Source organism: Stenotrophobium rhamnosiphilum (assembly GCF_003052265.1).
GTDB classification, from domain to species: domain Bacteria; phylum Pseudomonadota; class Gammaproteobacteria; order Nevskiales; family Nevskiaceae; genus Stenotrophobium; species Stenotrophobium rhamnosiphilum.
Genome location: NZ_QANS01000006.1, coordinates 95445 through 114335, shown reverse-complemented (window position 1 = coordinate 114335; position 18891 = coordinate 95445). Strand labels below are relative to the sequence as shown.

At 49.5% G+C, this 18891-nt stretch carries 15 protein-coding genes; 7 read left to right on the top strand and 8 right to left on the bottom strand.

All coding sequences use genetic code 11. The annotated features are described in order from the left end of the window. Positions 1 to 94 precede the first annotated feature (94 nt). The 3 genes from CJD38_RS15390 to CJD38_RS15380 form a co-directional block, all read right to left on the bottom strand. Positions 95 to 766: a hypothetical protein gene (locus CJD38_RS15390; RefSeq protein ID WP_107941266.1), complete on the bottom strand. Its 672-nt coding sequence runs from the start codon at positions 764 to 766 to the stop codon at positions 95 to 97. Between the two features lie 325 nt (positions 767 to 1091). Then, positions 1092 to 2774 (bottom strand): DUF885 domain-containing protein, encoded by a 1683-nt coding sequence (locus CJD38_RS15385; protein WP_107941265.1) that lies wholly within the window; start codon positions 2772 to 2774, stop codon positions 1092 to 1094. A gap of 28 nt (positions 2775 to 2802) precedes the next feature. Then, on the bottom strand, positions 2803 to 3477 hold the full coding sequence (locus CJD38_RS15380; RefSeq protein ID WP_107941264.1) for a TetR/AcrR family transcriptional regulator: 675 nt from the start codon (positions 3475 to 3477) through the stop codon (positions 2803 to 2805). Positions 3478 to 3686: 209 nt separating this feature from the next. Here CJD38_RS15380 and tdh point away from each other — a divergent pair, with 209 nt between their 5' ends. The 6 genes from tdh to CJD38_RS15350 all read left to right on the top strand — a co-directional run bounded on the left by tdh (position 3687) and on the right by CJD38_RS15350 (position 13189). After that, on the top strand, positions 3687 to 4718 hold the full coding sequence (gene tdh, locus CJD38_RS15375) for an L-threonine 3-dehydrogenase (protein ID WP_107941263.1): 1032 nt from the start codon (positions 3687 to 3689) through the stop codon (positions 4716 to 4718). Positions 4719 to 4805: 87 nt separating this feature from the next. Then, a complete protein-coding gene (locus CJD38_RS15370) occupies positions 4806 to 6179 on the top strand; it encodes an MFS transporter (protein WP_161554263.1) in 1374 nt (457 codons plus the stop codon). Positions 6180 to 6251: 72 nt separating this feature from the next. After that, entirely contained in the window at positions 6252 to 7430 is a 1179-nt protein-coding gene (locus tag CJD38_RS15365) for an FAD-dependent oxidoreductase (RefSeq protein ID WP_107941261.1), read from the top strand. 395 nt (positions 7431 to 7825) lie between these two features. Beyond that, positions 7826 to 10420, top strand: coding sequence for a TonB-dependent receptor (locus CJD38_RS15360; RefSeq protein ID WP_146166001.1), 2595 nt, complete (start codon positions 7826 to 7828; stop codon positions 10418 to 10420). A gap of 310 nt (positions 10421 to 10730) precedes the next feature. Next, positions 10731 to 11933 (top strand): trypsin-like serine protease, encoded by a 1203-nt coding sequence (locus tag CJD38_RS15355; protein WP_107941259.1) that lies wholly within the window; start codon positions 10731 to 10733, stop codon positions 11931 to 11933. Further along, positions 11930 to 13189 carry a hypothetical protein gene (locus CJD38_RS15350; RefSeq protein WP_107941258.1) on the top strand — a complete coding sequence of 420 codons (1260 nt, stop codon included), beginning with the start codon at positions 11930 to 11932 and terminating at the stop codon, positions 13187 to 13189. Before CJD38_RS15355 ends, CJD38_RS15350 begins: the two co-directional genes overlap by 4 nt. A gap of 136 nt (positions 13190 to 13325) precedes the next feature. On the opposite strand, the gene CJD38_RS15345 is transcribed toward CJD38_RS15350, so the two are convergent. The 4 genes from CJD38_RS15345 to CJD38_RS15330 all read right to left on the bottom strand — a co-directional run bounded on the left by CJD38_RS15345 (position 13326) and on the right by CJD38_RS15330 (position 17165). After that, positions 13326 to 14531 carry a HEPN domain-containing protein gene (locus tag CJD38_RS15345; protein WP_107941257.1) on the bottom strand — a complete coding sequence of 402 codons (1206 nt, stop codon included), beginning with the start codon at positions 14529 to 14531 and terminating at the stop codon, positions 13326 to 13328. A 328-nt stretch (positions 14532 to 14859) separates the two neighbouring features. Next, a complete protein-coding gene (locus CJD38_RS15340) occupies positions 14860 to 15756 on the bottom strand; it encodes a hypothetical protein (protein WP_107941256.1) in 897 nt (298 codons plus the stop codon). A gap of 254 nt (positions 15757 to 16010) precedes the next feature. Then, positions 16011 to 16790: an OST-HTH/LOTUS domain-containing protein gene (locus CJD38_RS15335; protein WP_170107379.1), complete on the bottom strand. Its 780-nt coding sequence runs from the start codon at positions 16788 to 16790 to the stop codon at positions 16011 to 16013. Positions 16791 to 16937: 147 nt separating this feature from the next. After that, positions 16938 to 17165: a hypothetical protein gene (locus tag CJD38_RS15330; RefSeq protein ID WP_107941254.1), complete on the bottom strand. Its 228-nt coding sequence runs from the start codon at positions 17163 to 17165 to the stop codon at positions 16938 to 16940. 531 nt (positions 17166 to 17696) lie between these two features. On the opposite strand from CJD38_RS15330, the gene CJD38_RS18950 reads away from it, so the two are divergent. Beyond that, entirely contained in the window at positions 17697 to 17936 is a 240-nt protein-coding gene (locus CJD38_RS18950) for an antitoxin VbhA family protein (protein WP_161554262.1), read from the top strand. Here the strand turns inward: CJD38_RS18950 and CJD38_RS18515 are convergent. Continuing rightward, entirely contained in the window at positions 17875 to 18246 is a 372-nt protein-coding gene (locus CJD38_RS18515; RefSeq protein WP_107941253.1) for a hypothetical protein, read from the bottom strand. The two genes, CJD38_RS18950 and CJD38_RS18515, sit on opposite strands and share 62 nt — an antisense overlap. Positions 18247 to 18891: the final 645 nt, after the last annotated feature.

The window sequence follows — 18891 nt, the reverse complement described above, 5'->3', positions numbered from 1 at the left end:
GACTAACTTCAGATTTCCCCGGTCACATTCAGTACTAAGTTGAGCGTTTACTGGCTAAAAGATACGGAGCCAATTGGACTCCCCCATCGCTGGTTCATCGAATTTTAATGGGGCCGAACATTCCAGTATTGATGACCTCGTTCCAGATCTTCTTTATCGTTTGCCCATCCTCCGGCGTCACAAAAAGAGACGATCTGCTTCCGTGGGGTGTGCCTAGAAAGTAGTGGCGCATTGTTTCCCAGGTTTCAGCAACCGCTGACCATTCCCAGCATGGAATCTCCTTTTGCAAAAGCAATGGCATGGCGATAGCTATTGGAATCATCCGGCCTGGCAGAAGTGGCTTATTCCACTTGCACTTGACCAAAATCGGCGTTGCCCCAGGATTGTAGAACTGCACATTTAGTCGCTCTGCAGTGATGTTTGCGGCGCTGTTATAGGGAAGAGCTTCGACGGAATCGATAACATCTTGGCCATCCCCATATGGACACGTAATAAACCCGTTAACGAAGAATCTCGTGTGGTCTAGTCCGTTGTATCCGCATTGTTCGCTAGGTGTCGTGACGGGATTGCGGTCGTCATGGTTGCTAACAAGTGGGTGCCAAGTCGGGTAACTATCCACAGCCGGACCTAGTTCATTGATGATATCTAGCAGAGCATCTTTGCTCTGCGCTCTTGCAGGCTCATCAGTATCTCTGGTTCTTATTAGGAGGTAACGCTCCACCTCTTCGTATCTAACTCGGGCTGCTTCATCCGCTCTAAAAGGCATGTTCCTTTCTCACAATCAATCGGGGTTCCGGCATGATAATCGCTTCTAATGCATAAAACTATAATTTCATGCATAAAGATCGATTGTTATGAGCAACTACATGAATGTTATCTATATTTAGACGGTTAATAATGACGAACATTGGCTGGCAAAGTCACGGCAAGATCAGAATGCATGGCGATCTCCTCAGTATTTGCAGCTAGCCGTTGGCAGCAATCTGAGCGCAGAGCTACTAAACGCCCTTTGGGTTGGGCGCCTAAACATAAAGACATTTTCTGCCAACACAAGTGACAACAATTTCTGAGATTGCCGCTGCCCGGCCGAGTCAGTGTTCTGCGCCCTCAATCCATTCTTGCACGTGCGCTTCGAGAACCTCGAGCGTCACTGCACCTGCAGTCACTAAGCGATCATGAAATTTCTTGAGCGAAAATTTAGAGCCAAGACGTTGTTCAGCGCGACGTCGAAGTTCCAGTATCTTCATTTCACCCGTCTTGTACGACAAGGCTTGCGCAGGTAAGCCAATGTAACGGTTCACTTCCGTCTCAATAGCTGCCGGGCTAGTCGTCAGGTACTTTTGCATATAGGTAATAGCGTCATGACGAGTCCATCCCAACGCATGGATGCCTGTGTCCACTACCAAGCGAACGGCACGATGGATTTCCATCTCTAATCTTCCGTAGCGGAGGTATGGATCGCTGTACAAACCTAGATCCTCGCCCAGGCCTTCGCAATACAGTGCCCAGCCTTCGATGTAAGCAATATATCCAGCCATGCTGTATCGCCGAAATGCGGGCAGATCCTTCATCTCCTGAAGCAGTGCAATATGCATCAGATGACCGGGCCACCCTTCGTGCAGGACTAGTGGAATATGAAGGTAGCTTGGGCAACGCTCAACCAAGCTTGTCACCCAGAACTTACCTGCAGACGTATTGTTAGCGGGGTTGGGGTGCGCAGATGCAATCGGATAATAAGCAGCTAGTGCTTCAGGAACTGATTCAACGCCGTAGGTCATGCGTGGAATCAGTCCAAATAATTCTGGGATGCGTCCATCAATACGCTTGGACAATACCTCTATCCTTTCACGGAGCGCGTTGGCATCAGTCGAGAAGAAACACTTTGCGCTGCGTAAGTAATTTTGAAATGTCTCAACGTCGTTGCCGAATCCCGCTTCATTTGCCGTCTTCAGTATTGCAGTTGATATGCGCTCTACTTCTGCTAGTCCGGTACGATGAATTTCATCTGGATCTGCATCAGCCGTCGTGTAATAAGACACTAGATGTTGGTAGTACTCTCGTCCCATTGGGGCGTCGGCACAACTGACACTGTTGCGGATTGCTGGACGATATATAGCTTCAAGCTCGTCTGCGTAGTGTAAGTAGGCCGGTTTGAGTACGTTTGCAATTAACTGCCAAACTTCCTCTATCAGAGCGGTTGGGACTGTCCCTTTCGGAATGTTTCGTAAAGGTTTGTACCAAGCACAAGCTTCGACATCTTCGAGAACGTAAGCGCGGACAGTGGCCAACACAGGCTCAAGCAAGGCAGCTGGCAATACATAGCCTCTGGATGCCCCCAGTCTGAAACGCTCGAGGTAGTCTTCGAAAACCTGGGGGATTGAAGCTAAGCGTATGACATAGTCTTGCAAGGCTTGCTCATCCGACAGCACAGTCTTACTGATCGCGCTTCCAATTACGGCTTCAGGTCCAAATGGATATATCTGTGGACGTAAGTATTCCTCTAGCCGGAACTGTTCGCAGACCACTGTTAGCTCACGGTGCAACAGATCGTATGTGATGCGATCTTGCGAGGGCAGCTCTTCACGATTGATCGCTTCGAGTTTTAAGATGAATTCCCGATCGACCAGATTCCGGTGGCGATGATCGGCGATGGATTCCTTCAGGAATATATGTCGTGCGCGCGGATCACCGTGTTCAGCCGCAAGAGGCGGGTATTCGCCGATATGGAAATCCCAGCAGGCTGCCGCCAAGGCAGCAAGATTATTCGATTGCATTGATATCAATAGTCTAGTTTGTGGATGCTTACGCGCGCTTCTTACGCGATGGTGTTTTTACCTTTTCAGGTAATAGCGCGCGCTCTATTATTTCTTCCAGGACGCTGAGTGCTGCGGTTGCATCCGCAGTCGGATCGCGCAATGACCAATGTGCAATCGCACTAGCGCCACCGTTGAGGACTAGCGCAATAGCAACATCTCGCTTCGTCGGCTTCCGGTTGTGTGTAGCCGCCAGAAGCTCCGCAAGTTCTTGGATTGCAGACTTCATATATTTTCTTACTTGCTTGCCAAGAACAGCTCCGGGTAAAAGACTTTGCGCCGAGAGCTGCGCGCCAATTCGAAACATATCGGGCTGTTCTTTTATTTCCAGCAACGTCATAGCGCACGCGCCGCGAACGTAATCCTTTGGCAACCATTTGGCTCGAAGTTCGCGCATGCCTTCAAGGCCATAGTTGCCTTGCACGAATGACTCTAAAAGCATTTGCTCTTTACCGCCGAAGTGGTAGTGCACAAGGCCGTGATTGACCCCTGCCTTGCGAGCAATAGCTTTGACCGAGGCTTCTGAAAAGCCATCTTTTGCTATGACTTGGCGTGTTGCTGCCAGCAGTTTTTCACGCGCATCTGGTTGCGAAATAGCTCGTTTCTTGGCTGGTGTAGGAGCGGCCTTGCGCTTATTAGTCGTTTGTATAATTTTCTTAGTCATACGGCTAAATCTACATGCAGTGCTCGCCGTATGAAAATTATCTATAGAAATTAGGTAGTTCCACTGACGGGCTTCACTCGCGGTTACATTTCTAGTGAGTAACTGACATTCGGCGACGGGCGCGCTTTCAGTGTTTTCATGGATATCCAGATGTGCGCTTCATGTCCACACTCGACTTGAGTTTTGTGGTTTCGTGAAAAGGGATATCGATGAAAGCTTTAATCAAAAAGCACTCTTGCGAAGGTCTGTGGTTGGAAGACGTGCCAGAGCCTGTAATGGGCATCAACGATGTACTGATCAAGGTCAAGCGCACAGCCATCTGCGGCACTGACATGCATATCTGGAATTGGGACGCGTGGGCGGAGAAGACAATTCCCTTGCCTATGGTGGTTGGACACGAGTTCGTCGGGGAGATCGTGGAGGTCGGCTCTAACGTCAACGACTTCCATGCTGGACAGATTGTTTCAGGAGAGGGTCATGTGGTTTGCGGCCGCTGCCGGAACTGCATGGCCGGCCGTCGGCATCTGTGCGCATTTACGAGTGGCATCGGTGTAAATCGATCTGGTGCATTCGCCGAATACGTGGCGCTACCGATGTCCAACGTCTGGGTGCACAAGCCTGGCATCGATCTAGACGTTGCCTCTTTATTTGATCCTTTCGGAAACGCCACGCACACAGCGCTCAGCTTTCCACTTCTAGGCGAAGACGTATTGATCGCTGGAGCGGGCCCAATTGGCATCATGGCTGCAGCGGTGTGCCGCCATTCAGGCGCGCGTCATGTCGTCGTTACCGACATCAATCCAGAGCGCCTCAAGCTTGCAGTAAAGATGGGCGCAACATGCGGCGTCGATGTGCGCACAGAAAAGATCGAACAGGTGCAGAAAAAACTCGGCATGAAAGAAGGCTTCGACGTGGGGCTAGAAATGTCTGGGAACCCCGATGCCTTCCGTGGCCTTATAGAGAGCATGGCTCACGGGGGCAAGGTTGCCATGCTTGGAATTCCGCCTAATGACGTGGCCATCAACTGGAATTCCGTGATCTTCAAAATGCTTACGATCAAGGGCGTTTACGGGCGTGAGATGTATGACACCTGGTACAAAATGTCGACCATGATTGAGTCTGGCCTTGACCTCATGCCTATCATCACGCACCGCTTGCATTACACGAATTTCGCCGATGGCTTCCAAGCCATGAAGAGCGGCATAGCAGCGAAGGTTGTACTGGACTGGGACCGCCCATGAACGTCGCGTTCAATAATTATCTGCAACCCGATTCAAGCGCGATCCATGTTGTCGAGTTGTACAAGCGTGAGCATGGAGGACAACAGTTTGAATAACGATTCCAACCTACGTCGCAGCATGCTTTTTGCTTTTTCTATGCCAGCAGTAATGCTGGGATTTATGCATGCGCCTGAAAGTAGCGTGCAGGGCATATATGCAAAATTTGGTGGCTTGTCATTGACAGCAATTGCGGGTGCGATGCTTTTCTCGCGCTTGTTCGATGCAATAACTTATCCACTCATTGGGCATCTTTCTGACGCAACATTCCGAAAGGCAGGTACGCGAAAGGCATGGATTGTGGCTGGGACCATAGTTACGGTTGTTGGCTTATGGTTTCTATATCGCCCACCTCCGAATGTGACGATTACTTATTACACCATTTGGACCATCGTGACGTATGTCGGATGGAAGCTAACTGAAATACCTTATGGCGCTTGGGCCTTGGGCTTATCAAGCGATTACGTACAGCGTGCGCGCGTACAACTTTGGCGCTCAATGGGGATGATGTTTGGAAGTCTAATTTTCTACGTGGTTCCATTTCTGTCAAAAGCGTTCGGCCTTTCTGAAACGACTGAGATGACCATGCAGACGCTCGGCTTTACTGCAGTGCTGATCGCAGTCTGTGTGCCGCTGCTGAATCTTTATGCTTTGGCGACAGTTCCCGAAGGCGGTAGTCCGTCAACCAAAACAGAATCAAGTGCGGTGGGTGATTGGCGAGGCACCTTGCATGCGGTTACCAATAATCGTCCGTTGCTACATCTACTAATCGCTTTTGTTCCCGTCACATTTCTGAACGGAATGTCTGCTGGCGTTACGTATCTTTATGCCGATTCCTACTTGGGACTCGCGGAGCAGTTGCCAATAATTCTATTGCTAGGCGTGCCTTTCACACTGTTGGGATTGCCGTTCTGGGGATGGGTTTGTCTGAAATATGAACGGCACCATGTTTGGGCTGTTTCACTAATACTCGCATCCATCGCGTACGCAGGAATGGGCTTTGCACCTGTTGGAAGTGCAGGTTTTCCCTTCATGGTTACGCTGTATCCCATAACGTGTTTTTGCCAAATTGCGGTGGGAGTTACTGTCCCGGCAATGATGGGCGACATCATGGACCACGAGCGTCTTTGCACGGGAGAGGATCGCTCCGGAATTTACTCGGCAATTCTGGCATTTGTAGCAAAATCCATGACAGGCATCTCAGCTGCGATTGGGTTGGCTGTACTTGGTTGGCTCGATTTTAATGCAGCGGCGCATTCTCAGACTGCAACAGGCGCATTCGCAATTCGGCTTGTGGCTGTATGGCTTCCGGCGCTAGGCATGGCTTGCGGAGCGCCACTTATTTGGCGATTTCCGATCAACCGTGCGCGCCAGGCAGAGATACACGAGGCGATCAAAGTACGTGAAGCCGCTGCCCTCAAATAATCCAACGTACGCAACATCGCTCTGCTGTGAATGCGAAGTTAATTCCATCCTGATCTAGATAAATATTCAGATATGAACATTGTGATAATTGGCGCAGGCGTTGCGGGTGCGAGTGCCGCATTGGCGCTAGTCAAGCAAGGCCATCAAATACAGATATACGAACGTCGTCCGCTTGCGGCCACGATGGGTGCAGGCTTGGTGATATGGCCGAATGCCAGCTTTATTCTTTCGTCATTTGGCGTGTTGCCGTATATCGCCGCGGTTAGTGGCCGGCCCAAAAAGATGCGGCGAATAGACCAAGAAGATAATCCGCTAGGACATATCGATATCCCGCACCTGGAAAAGTTGATGGGATCTCCAGCGTATTCAATCTTGCGTTGCGATCTGCAATCTATCCTTTTGAAGCGGCTTGCTTCACTCGGGATAGAGGTCGCCTATGGTTACAACGCACACACCATTCAGCTTGGTGCCGATGGCAGGTGCACGGTGCGTTTCGATAACGGGCACACCGTCTCGCCGGATTTAATCATCGGGGCAGACGGCCGCAAAGATTCGGTAGCACGGCAATATGTGGCAGGCGACAACTCACCGGTTTATCAGGGTTTTGTGAATTGGCTCGGCGTAGCTGAGTTCTCTTCCCCAGTAATCGATGAGGTTGCCATTTCAGACTATTGGGGATGCGGTGAACGATTCGGACTTGTCGGCATAAATCCACGCAAAGTCTATTGGGCCGCAGCGCAGGCTGATGCCACTGAGCATGATGCGATTGAAGCCGACCACAAAGAGGTTGTCGCAGAATTATTCGACTCGTGGCCAGCGCCAATCAGCAAAGTAATTCGCGCTACTGAAGCTCACGCCATTCGAAAAATTCGGGTGTACGACTTGGATCCCTTGGCTGTCTGGCACAGGGATAACGTTCTATTGGTTGGTGACGCCGCTCACGCGCCACTTCCAACCTCCGGGCAAGGAGCGTGTCAGGCGATAGAAGATGCATGGCATTTAGCCGCGTGCTTGGAAAAGGCCAGTGCCGATTTGCCAAGTGCCTTAGAGGCATTCACGCAATTACGCAAAGAGAAGACCTCTGCGATTACTGTGCAGGCCCGCGAGTTTGCGAGCGCTTTATTTTCCACTGACCCGGAAGTCTGTCGTATCCGCGACCAACGCGCGAAAGCAGCTGATCCGATATTGAATGTCAGTGCACTTGCCGCGGGTTGGGGTGCCGGGTTACCGATGCCCATCCAAATTAATTAGCTGTACTGCAATTGGTCTAGTCAATTCACTTGTGAAAATTGCTGGGGCGAAGGCAAAACTAAAGGATTTAAATTTAAAAGCAGTATTGCTATCAAAAAGTTATTCGTGATTTGAAGCGAGGCTAAGCCGCGATAAGCGTAGCTGAAGCGCGAGCAAGTAGATTCAATTTCGTAGAGATGTTTTACAGCAAAGTGGGTGTGACGAGCTCCACTATTTCACCGATATCGTAAGAGCTAAAAAAGTGGCAAATCAGAAGGCATTCTGATTCGTTATTTCTGGTGTTTCTATGTATGGCGGGCCGAATAGTGGAGGAATAAGTTAGAAGTTATCTATTACAAGCGGCATTCCGGTTCATGGCTGATCCCGGATAGTCAAAGCTGCAGGAGAATGTACGCGTGCCAAGGAAAATTATATTTACGGCTGCTGTTGCCTGTACCTTCATCGCGGCCCAATCCGCCGCGCAGCAGTCTCCGCCGGCCAATGAGGCTGCGCACACCTCTGTGTCACAAGCGGACACTTCCGCCGCCACCACGGAAGCATCGCCACCAAGTAATACCTTGGCCGATGCGGATTTCGAATCATTGCTGGGATCATCAACAGATGCAGCAGGCGCTTCGACGGAACCGTCCCCGGGAACGGCGGCTGTCGATTTGCCACAAGCTAGTGAGACTGCTGCCGATCAGACAGCATTCAATCCCGAAATGGAGTCGGGGCTCACTCCGTCTGCGGATAAGGGAACGGACGCGAACGCTACGTATTCACCCGATCCAGTCGCGGTAGAGAAAGTTGAATCTAATATTGCGCTTCCTGATGCCAAGCGATCAGCGCAACTTGAAGAAATTGTAGTTACAGCTACAAAGCGTGAGCAGTCCGTGCGAGCGATCCCTGTGAGTATTTCTGCTCTAGACGGCAAAGCACTCGAGACTCTCAACGCACGTCAGCTCGACGACATCATCACAATGGTGCCTGGCGTTAATCTTCAAAGTACTGTTGCAGATAAAGCGCAGCAAATATCCATTCGTGGTGTAGGTCCGAGCGATGGCGCGAATCAAACTACAGGCGTGCTGCTGGACGATGTGCCACTGACTGATCCATACGGCACTTTTGCAGTGGCCGATCCCGATCCGTACGACATGAAGAACGTATCGGTTTTGAAAGGACCGCAGGGCACTTTATTTGGCGCATCAGCGCTCAATGGTGCAATTCGATATGAGCAAAATAAGCCTGAGCTGGAGACATGGACTGGCCGCACTTTCGCAAATTGGCAGTCACTGAAGGATGGCTCTTCCAGTCCGACTTTTGGATTGGTTCTGAATGCACCGATTGGTGACTCTGCGGCATTTAGAGTTAGCGGTGTCTATCAGAAGGTTCCAGGCTTCATCGACTTTGACACGCCTGGTAGACCATATGTCAAAGATGGCGATGCCGCGAAAAAATGGACTGGTCGTGCGCTCGCGCTATGGCAGCCAACAGAAGAGTTGAGCGTGAACTTGTCGTATATGCAGCAAAAGCGCACTACGCAAGAACTCTCTTTCATTACTAATCAGAATGCCGAATTCGTTCGAAAGGACGCGCCAACGGCGAGCCCCAAGGCCGTCGAATTTAAAGTCGCTACTTTAGATGTCCGTTATGCATTTGATTGGGCCACGTTGGTTTCCCAGACTTCGCGTCAAGGAAAAACTTCGGTCCAGGATATCAACGCGAGTTATACGTTGTCTGAGCCTCTCGCCGCGCAGGGCGTCGATCTCGATCATGCATATCAAAATGTTAATGCTGTCGGCTATATGCAGGAATTGCGCCTAGTTTCCAATGACAGTGAGCCATGGGCTTGGCTCGGCGGCGTTTTCTACAACAAATATCGTGCGTCTATCGACTCGGATATTTATTTTGCGAATACGAATGTTCCGGCATTAATTCCTGGACTTAGTGGGCTATTGGGAAATGTGACGCAAGCTGCTTTCTCTGCACGCGGGCTGTCATTGGCTGAGCAGAAGTTTGATCCACTGATCGCAACCGAGCGTGCTTTATTCGGTGAGGTTACGCGGACATTATTCGATGATTGGGCTCTTACCTTTGGTGGTCGTCTATATCAATCTCAAGTCAACGGAACTGGCACAACCACGGGTTTGCTGACGACCGCATTTAACCAGTCGGTAAGCGTAAATAAAAATCTTGAAGTGAAAGGTCACGGATTTAGCCCGAAGTTTTCGCTTTCATGGCAAGCCAGTGACGATCTGTATTTCTATACAACTGCATCTCGCGGATTCCAATTCGGCGGCGTGAACTTACAGCCCGTAAGCATCCCTGGCATCGATGGAGAGCCGCATCCGATATTCAAGTCTAGTACGCTGTGGAACTATGAAATTGGTACGCGCACGGACTGGCTTGATAGGACGCTTCGTTTCGACATCACGGCTTTCCACGTAGATTGGGCAGATGCACAAACTTTTGAATTAACTAAGAGCGGATTAGGTGGCTACGTCGACAATGTTGGCTCTGTAAGCAGCAACGGCGTTGAGGCTACTTTCAACTATCTGACGCCGGTCGAGGGATTGTCCTTTTCAACGTCAGCGTCATACATCATTGCGAAGACGAACTCGACGTTCAACGATGCCGGAGGAAATAGCATTGCCCCTGGCACTGACATGCCCAACTCGCCGCGCGTTCAAACATCAAGCGTGCTGTCTTACAAGCTTCCATCTGATCTTTGGAAGGCCAGTGCATCGGTGATGCACTCCTATCAAGGTAAGGCCTACAATGACCTTGGACATAACCACGTCATTGGCAATTACCATTTGCTCAATTTCAATTTGAACGTGGGTCGTTCGGATTTGCCGCTTGCCCCATCACTGAGTTTCGGTGTGACCAATCTGACCAATGAAAAAGCGATTGTGGGCATCTCTGCAGGACCGAATGCGGAAGGGACTATATTCCCTACATCCTACTCCCGACCTCGCATGATGAGTCTACGTTTGGACTTGGCATTCTGAAGAATACGGGGCCAGAAAATTTATTGATCTTTCAATAAGAAACGCAATCAGCCGCTTATTCGTGCAATTGTTTTTATGGGGTCGTTCATTGCGCGTCAGAGAGCGGTCTTTGGCTTAACTGACGTCTGCAATTTGCAAATATTTATTTGGGGCTGTAAAACTCTGGCTCAGGGAAGCTAAAAAAATAAAATAAGAGAACGACTATTTAGTCATACCGTCTTTTCGGTATCAGTAGCGGCACTCTCAAACGACATTCGCTTGCACAAGCACTAACTCGAAAGTAAATGCAGCTGCTGAGTGGGGAACTAACATGCGATTAAAACGCAATCTGTTTCTTGGGGTCATCGCATTATATTTTTTGACTGCACACGCTCAGGAAACTGGAGGCATGGGCCAAGGCGCAGCTTTTAAGCTGCCTTCGAAGCAGCTAGGCGACCCGCGGTTCACAACCTACGGCTATGGCGACATCGACTCACTTCTTCATGAATACAAATTGGTGCTCAAAGACCAGGACACGCATAGTCACAAAGTTCCCGGCGTTAAAGTGGGCGGTACCTTCGTTCCAAGCAACGAATATGGGAAGCCGTTCAAGCTCGAGCTATATTCCCCGTCGCTATACGATCAGCTGGCGAAGCAAGCTCTCGATGATGCCGTGCAATCGTGTGTCGATTCGATGGACGAGATTCCGTATTCATTAGCAGACAGTCCCGGACCTCCCGATCCAACAACTCGAGATGACGTGACCAAGTTTGTAAATGCATGCATGAGCAAAGATGAGCAATATCCAAAAGTCGATCATGTCGTTGCAGAGCAAGCCACGGTTGCATTGGTCTATCAAGGCAGTGTTCTTTGCATGGGATTGCTTATTAATGACAAGAGGCTTGTCACGAGTCGTCATTGTTTTGTTAGCCGTGACGAAGGAAAACTTACTGCGTTAGCGACGAAGCCCAAAGATTGGCGCGGTTATACCCTCGACGGACATAGACAAATCACGTTTGAAGGCTTTGAGAAGCTCGAAACGAAATCTGAATTCGACATCTCTCAAGACGCGATAACGGTGCCAGTTGTGGTCACCACCGTCGGTAGTTCAGTTTCCCCGCTGCCCAGGGTCACTCATCAAGAGCCCAAAGCAAAAATGTCATTTTGGTTGGCTGGGCCAATTCCGTATTTGGCAAAGATTGCTAGCCAACCAACCGCAACTACGAAGTACGACTCTAGCCAAATTCACTGGAGAGACGGTATTCGATATCAAAAATGGCTGGGCGGAAGTTGCAGCATTTCGGAAATCCAGAAGGACTGCGTCTTTCACCAATGCCAATCCTTTTTTGGATTCAGTGGAAGCCCCATGATCGTCTCGGCTCGAACGCAGGGTGATCAGTCAGAGATAGTTTGGGTCGGTGTTCATTCCGGAGCCCCGGGAACCGGAGCCGAAGGTTGGAGCAGTTGTTCATATGTCCATGCGTCGAGTGACAGCTTAGACGGAAATGTAGCGAGCTTATGGAGAGCACAATGAAAAATTATTTATTAATAACTGCGTCAGCCTTTTCCGTAATGGGCTGCTCACTATTTCAAACCAATGCGCGGCCAAACGACGATTTACGAGGAGCTGGAGCTCCCGTCACGCGCGCCTACTTTTTTAAAGAATGCCCTCCAGGTGCAGAAGAAAGTGCAGCTCCAGTTATCAAGGGTTTTGACACCGCTTCACTGATTGTAAGTGCGATTGGATTCGTAGTGGACAAGACAGCTGATGCAGTAGTGGCTGCAGCTAAGGACGATAAGGAAGCATTAACATTTACGGGGTCAGCTCCTGAAATGATGTATGCGGACGCTAAGTTGCGGGGTTGTCTCGCAATTGTCATCGCTCCCAGAGCTCAGGATGGCGAATGGTGCAAGACCGACGCTAATAAGCAATATGCTCATGGTTGGAACAAAGACTTATGCACGAACACTCCAGATAAGTTCACTAAGGATTTGTGGCAGCGCCAAAGCCTCGGGGCTCCCGCGCTATTCGCCAAGATTCAATTCGGAGGAGCTTCATTTGGTTCCACGCCAGCAGGTTATGCGATACCGCAATTGGTCGCGTTGTATTACCCCAAACCACTTGCGAACCGTGACGCTTCAAAAATTGAAAGCTTAACGCTTACGGTAAAAGCATTAGCTCCTCTTAAGAAAAACTCTGCTACTGGAGATAGCGTCTTCGAAGTTGTCATTGCAGGTGAGGGGTTGAGTCCCAAGCCCGGCTTTAGAAATACTTCCGACGGATTGGGTGATCAAGGGCTCTGGATTGTCGTTCCAAAGGTTGAATCAAAAACGCCTGTGCCTAAATTTGATGGCCCGGTCAACCTGACGGTAACGGTAACCGAAACGCCACATGCATCGGAGTGGCTCCAAAAAGTAGCCGCCTACGCTGATAAACATCGTGACGACGCTAAAACAGCGTTAGATAAGCAATTTAATCCCGCAACCATCGCCGTCGCTCAGAGTTCTGATGAAGACAAAAAAGCTGCAGCGGACATAGCGCTTGCAAAAGGATGCGGTGAATTAATTACGCTTCTAGGAAAATCGATAACGGATAAAGGAATATACGATGCGGCTAACGCACAGGCTTCCAAGGATCCTCTAGACCTGGCGAGCAAGAAAAATGCTGCCAACCTCTCGATGGCGAGCTGCTCGGCAAAGTATCTAGAGATCACACGTCAAACAAAGGATCGGCCTGTCTGTTCCATTCCTGATGATCTAGAAGCAAAACGTAAAGGTGTTTGCCCTTAATGCTTCTCTGCAACTGATGATATTGAAGTTTGGCTTTGTCATAAATTGCTATCAAAATGCAGGAATAAATAAGCCTCCGAAAGGGGGCTTATTTCATCTGGCAGATCGACGGGAACGGAAAGCCGCAGTTGGCGACCTAATGCCGACTAATGAGCCAATTGAGCATGACAATTCGAGCGATGTGACGGATGTTGCGGCTGCTAGTTTGATGCCGCATCTGTAGCCCGGAGAGTCCACCGCGACCACCGCTTACATCGTCGTAAAGTAATTTGCCCCCATGGGCTACAGCAGATCGCAATCCATATAGGCCTTTCTTATCCTGTACAGATACGTTGGGAGACGGAGCATACTTTTCGATAAGCTCAACGAATTTATCTGAAATTGAAGGGCCTAGGCGCTTTCTACAAGTTGAACATTCGGCGTGTGCGCTCGCTTGAGGCAAAAGTGCTTCAAGCCCATTGATCAAGGCCAAGAACTCGGCCGATTGAGACGTTTCTTGTGCTCGCCGTGCGTGGTTAAACCAGTAAGCAGCGCATTGGAAGGTGTCTCGGTCTTCTTCTGTCAAAGAAAAGTACGCGTCCAATCGGTTTTCAAACTGTTCCGGCAGATCGAGCACTTCGTTGCCTGCAATTCCCCTGAACCCGTAATAATCATTGTCTGGGTGTCGATTCAAGGCTGGGAGATTTGATACGTCGCTGAAGGCGTTTGTCGGGCCCGGAAGAGTGATCCAGTATCCTTCTTGCGTGTAGATATTCTTCGAAGATCTTGTGGGCTCATCGTGGAGTACTACCCATCGCTTGATTACGCGATTTGAGATTCCGGAACTGATCCAAGGGAGAAGAATTACGCACAGAAGTTCTAGGTTACGTGCTGCACGACCGTAACGCAGGCTGTTGATTGAAGCGCTACTGCTTTTAGAGAAAGCAATTTCTAAGACAAAGGGATGATCTCCTGTCGGATGCCCAGGCATTGGGGCGTCCGGTGGACACGGTAGTATCTGAAACACGTCCTTATACCGAAAGGTTCCAATTACAGGAACTGCACAGAAGAGGATCTTTCTATTGACTCCCTGTCCATGGTCCCGGCGCAGTTCTTCGGCGATGCGCAGGTGCAAGACTTCAAGATCGGACTCTTGCCAGTTGGGGCCAGGGCTAATCGCCTGCAGCTTTCCTCTCTTGCTGTAACTAATACGCACGGCGTCTTCGCCTTGCGTTCGACCGTAACTAACTAGATCGGGCCCCTGAGCAGAGCCGTGGGAATAGTAGTTGAATATAAGTTGCTCGAGTTCGAGCTGATCGAGTCCTTGCCCGCCGATTTCGTTGAGGATGTTTCTTTCTGTCATTGTTGCTCGCTCCGATTTGGCCGAACTCAGTCATTTGACTCAAAGGGTCCAAGCGACAAACGGAGCCTGACTCGGATTTCTCGAGAAAGTATCCGATCGAAATTGGACTAAAGCGAGTCTGACGCCCGCCTGTGTAAATACACATTTAGATAATCGCTTCTGCACGATCACATAGCGGTTTGCCGACTAGGTTGAAAGGACTTGCGTTAACAGATACTGCGTCCAACACTGAATCTACTCGTCAAAAAATGATGATGGTTTGATGCAATGATTTTCTTGTTTTTTGAATAGGCCCGAGCAACCGGTAGGTTGTCTCGGGCCTTTCCATTTATTTCGACTTGCGTTTGGTTTTTTGCTTGGGATTTTTAGGCGCAACGTAATTGGGTCCATGCATGGGATATTGAACGCCCAACTCGGGTACTTCTGGGTAGCCTGGATTCTCTTTGCGAATTCGCCTCCATCCCCAGTTATCAATAACAGTATCGCCATCACAGTCCGCATACGGGCATAACTGCCAACTAAGCTTTTGGCGATAAGCTCCTTCTGGATACGCCCGCTCACAATGGATGCAGTACGAGTATGAATCTGCCACGTTTCCATTTACGCCGGTACCCTTGGAGGCGCTTACCTGCGGTGAAATTAGCTTCTCGCCGCGAGCCGGCGCTCCAAACGCAGACATCAAATGCTCCGGAATGGGTTGCTGCGGTAGCACCGGGTGAGCGCCAAGTCCTTCGTAGAGCGTGCCTTTCCACCAAAATACCTCCGGAGGAAAGAAGCTGCTGGATTGCACAAGCTCTACAGCATCTTCAAGCTTTTCCGGCGCAGTTCCTCCGGTCCTGACGAAAAGTCGATATTCGTCGGCCATGCGCTCGTATTCAGTTTCGGATTCTGGTTCCCATTTGTCTTCATCACCATCGCGAAAGCGCGCAATGAGTGGCTTTCTACAGAGGCCAAACAAATAGAGGTTCTCGGTGAAGAGGGCGGTATCGACGTTCTCAGCTTCCTTGAGGTCGTACGCGACGATTAGGTCGTTGGCAAATGCCAATTCACAGTGACGACTCGCATCTGCATGCAAAGTAAGGTGGTGCCAATTCGGCAGGCCAAATCCTCGTGCGATCTCTTCAAGCGCTTCGTTGTGGGTTTTTCCGGTTTCGCGATGAATTAGCTTCGCCCGCTTCTTAAAGCGAGATATGGCTTTGCTGGGGAAAAAATAAGTATCAGGCATGACGATCTCCAAAAATGGTCGTTATGCGAGGTGTCCACTGCCGCGCGCGACCAGTTGGATAGTCAATGCGAAGGCACATCAAAAAGATCGTCCCATTCGGGTATGCCAAGGTGGACAGCCAGCGTCGATCCCGCTGTGCTGAGATCGTACTGCTAGTGTGTTGGCCAGCGCAAGCTGCACCGTCGTTGGCCGAATTGTGTCGGGCGCGGGCAAGATGAGTGACCGCTTTCTGATGGGATTACTGGCTGGAAATATTATTTGGCATTGATACTTGGGTTTGTACTTTGAATCTGCTTAGCCCGGTAGTAAGCACCGCGGCGGCCAGTGGCTTCACGATATTCAAGATCGAAAAGGCGAGATTCGTGAACGACCTGGCGCCAGCTGCTGCATTTGTATTTGGAGGGAAGTTGATCGGGATATCTTTCGGCAATCCATAAGCCAGCCGACGCGACGGGAGTCCATCCGTCGATAGCCAACTCGGCGGCTGCCTCAAGGAATCCACGAACGATTCCAGATGTGGGCCAATTCACTGAGCCATCAGGCGCTATGCCATTGATCACCAAATCGCGAAAGGCATCAGATTGAACGAAGTCTGCCGCCAATCGACGGGCTTGGTCCATGTGTTCGGCCCAGCCCCGCAATTGCTCATAATGCTCATCAATTCGACTGTAGGCTGTTGTTAAGGCTTCCTGTGCCTCTCGGCATCCGTCTAAGCTCCAGAGATCGTATTGGTCAATGAAGTGGTGTACCAGATTGTTTCGTAGCAGCACTAGCTCCTTCAGGTCTTTCTCTGTCCTGTCGTAATCATCAACGGACATGCGCAAATTCATTTTCATCCTGAACGAGAAGATGTTGTCTGGTCCATCTGATTCAGAAACGTCTTTTGTCTCATCGGTTGTGACATATGTCCCGAAGAGCTTGCCAACTAGGGTGCCCAGCGTATTGCCGGCGGTATCCGCAATTCGCTCTGTCTGATTTGATACTAGGGGCAGCCCAGACGCTGAGATTTCGTGGAAGGCTACGATGGCCTTCATTAATTTTTCGTACTGCTGCAATCGCAAAAGACAGCGTCCGAGCATTCGCTGAACATTCCGTTGCTGCGCTTGCAGTTCTTCGCCCATCGGTTGCACGCCAAAATTTGTCATATTGCGCTGATGAATTATTTCGAAAAGTAGAGACGACTACAACACTTGCTGACAGCGGCGGAGCCTAACAATTGCTTTTGATGATCCATAGAATTCCATAAGAATTATTGCGGCGTCATTTTCAGAAATTATTCTGAAGTTAAATACTTCTGGATTTTTTCCATGCCGCTCAAAATCTCCTAGTTTTTCATCGGCGAATTGCAAGCCAGTGAAGGCGCGATCATTTATGTCTTGATTATCTTTGATGATTGAAAAGCCGGTCACTACCTGTGCTTCACCGAAGCATTTATTGCCAGTTTTAACGAATTAAAGTGCTCTTGCGCACTGAGCTAGTACTTTATCAATGCGAGCGCCGTTTACTGTAATTGCATGTGCTTCTGCGATCTCCTTTGTTTGAGTGTTTTGTAAGGAGACTGGTACGGAAGTACTGAACAGCTCAATTGCTAAGGCAGGCTTCCTTTGTGCGGCTCTCTGTACTTTAGTTAGAAACAGATTAAGGCCTGTATTGTTCGATGTGATTGATAGAGAAAGTGAGTAGAGCAGATACTCGTCATCTTTAGATTTCGCTGAATTATGCTCATCACAAGAGGGAACTGTGATTAGGTTCTTCCGCAAATTGATACCATTCTCTGTGTCTCGGGCGGTCGGGAATAGACATTTTGGCGGTGCATGCTCCAATGACGTAGCCGGGAGCGAACACATGTAACAGGTCTTCTTAATGTTCATTTTTTACTACTAACGTTTAAAATAAGCGGAGGCTGACCAGCAGAGAAGTGTGCTGGGGCCGCCTTCTCGATGCAGAGATTAAATATTAAACCCGATAGCCAACTTTCCGATGCTCAAATTGAGGCGCGCCGAGAAGCATTACGTGCCGCCGAACGCTCCGGCATGATGGAAGGCCTGCCGCCTGCGAGTGACTTCGCGCGCGAGCAGGGTGAGCTATATGCTCTAGGAAAAATCACTATCGACGAAGTTATTGCGGCTCTGACTCGCCACTATTCGACGCACTCAGATCGTCCAATAGACTCCAAATAATTTTTCCACTAGACGCTTCTCCATCAGCCAACTGTGTCTGCGCAGCTATTGCTTGGCAACGAGATTCAAACGTTGCGATGGTTCGCAAATATGGCCCGAGAAGCGCTTTGGCGCATTTCTCGCAAAGGTCACATTCCATAAGGTCACCATCTCGGAAAGCCTTTGCGCCATAACCGACGTTGATCCGGATGCGAACGAACTCGTGGAATTCGCCGAAGTCGCTGTCGTTGTAAGCGCGCCTGTTGCATCGATCGCAAATTTTGCCGACGACCGAAAATTCTTGAGTGCCGTTAAGGCGAACAATATCCATGCTGCATCTCCAATGTGTCGGGCACGGCCAGGGAGGCCGTGAAGCTGAGAAATAGAGAAGAGCCGAAGGCTAGCGTGCTTGGATGAGCGCGGGATGAATTATATTAAAAAACTTGTTATTGCGCTTTATATTTCAGTTAAAAAGACTTTAAAGAAGAATAAATGCCATGTAAGTATGGGAAAAATTTATGTTTATCGTTAGGCGATAAACAACAATATTAAAAATTTTTAGAATATTTTATTGGTCATTACTTTGGCGTCTATTTATTTAAGAAATTTATCCTAAATAAGTTGATTTTATGACTTGATAACTGGCAGGATTACATCACTTCAACTCACTCTTGCTGTCGCCAATTGAGTCTGCACGAGGCCAAGTATGTCGAGTCAACCTTTAGAAGCGACGTTGCTTGGGAAGTACGGTGCCCTGATGGACGTCGGCGACTTGGCCGAATTATTGGGAAGTACCCCAACCCGAGTTACGAACGGCTTTGCGATCGATCTACCTTGGTGCCGGCCACTCCGTCGTGCACGAATCAAGCTCGGACGTCAGGTTCGTTTCAACACGCATACGGTTGCGGAAGTTCTTATCGAAATGCAGCAGACAGAAACTGCAGCTGAACTCACGTCTATTAGGAGATAGCTATGT

What these genes read in the sequence shown, in the direction of transcription:
- CJD38_RS18515 (WP_107941253.1), bottom strand. Translation starts at nt 18,246, where the DNA reads ATGGATATTGTTCGCCTTAACGGCACTCAAGAATTTTCGGTCGTCGGC.
- CJD38_RS15385 (WP_107941265.1), bottom strand. Translation starts at nt 2,774, where the DNA reads ATGCAATCGAATAATCTTGCTGCCTTGGCGGCAGCCTGCTGGGATTTC.
- CJD38_RS15390 (WP_107941266.1), bottom strand. Translation starts at nt 766, where the DNA reads ATGCCTTTTAGAGCGGATGAAGCAGCCCGAGTTAGATACGAAGAGGTG.
- CJD38_RS15380 (WP_107941264.1), bottom strand. Translation starts at nt 3,477, where the DNA reads ATGACTAAGAAAATTATACAAACGACTAATAAGCGCAAGGCCGCTCCT.
- CJD38_RS15355 (WP_107941259.1), top strand. Translation starts at nt 10,731, where the DNA reads ATGCGATTAAAACGCAATCTGTTTCTTGGGGTCATCGCATTATATTTT.
- CJD38_RS15340 (WP_107941256.1), bottom strand. Translation starts at nt 15,756, where the DNA reads ATGCCTGATACTTATTTTTTCCCCAGCAAAGCCATATCTCGCTTTAAG.
- CJD38_RS15335 (WP_170107379.1), bottom strand. Translation starts at nt 16,790, where the DNA reads ATGAAGGCCATCGTAGCCTTCCACGAAATCTCAGCGTCTGGGCTGCCC.
- CJD38_RS15365 (WP_107941261.1), top strand. Translation starts at nt 6,252, where the DNA reads ATGAACATTGTGATAATTGGCGCAGGCGTTGCGGGTGCGAGTGCCGCA.
- CJD38_RS15350 (WP_107941258.1), top strand. Translation starts at nt 11,930, where the DNA reads ATGAAAAATTATTTATTAATAACTGCGTCAGCCTTTTCCGTAATGGGC.
- tdh (WP_107941263.1), top strand. Translation starts at nt 3,687, where the DNA reads ATGAAAGCTTTAATCAAAAAGCACTCTTGCGAAGGTCTGTGGTTGGAA.
- CJD38_RS15345 (WP_107941257.1), bottom strand. Translation starts at nt 14,531, where the DNA reads ATGACAGAAAGAAACATCCTCAACGAAATCGGCGGGCAAGGACTCGAT.
- CJD38_RS18950 (WP_161554262.1), top strand. Translation starts at nt 17,697, where the DNA reads ATGCAGAGATTAAATATTAAACCCGATAGCCAACTTTCCGATGCTCAA.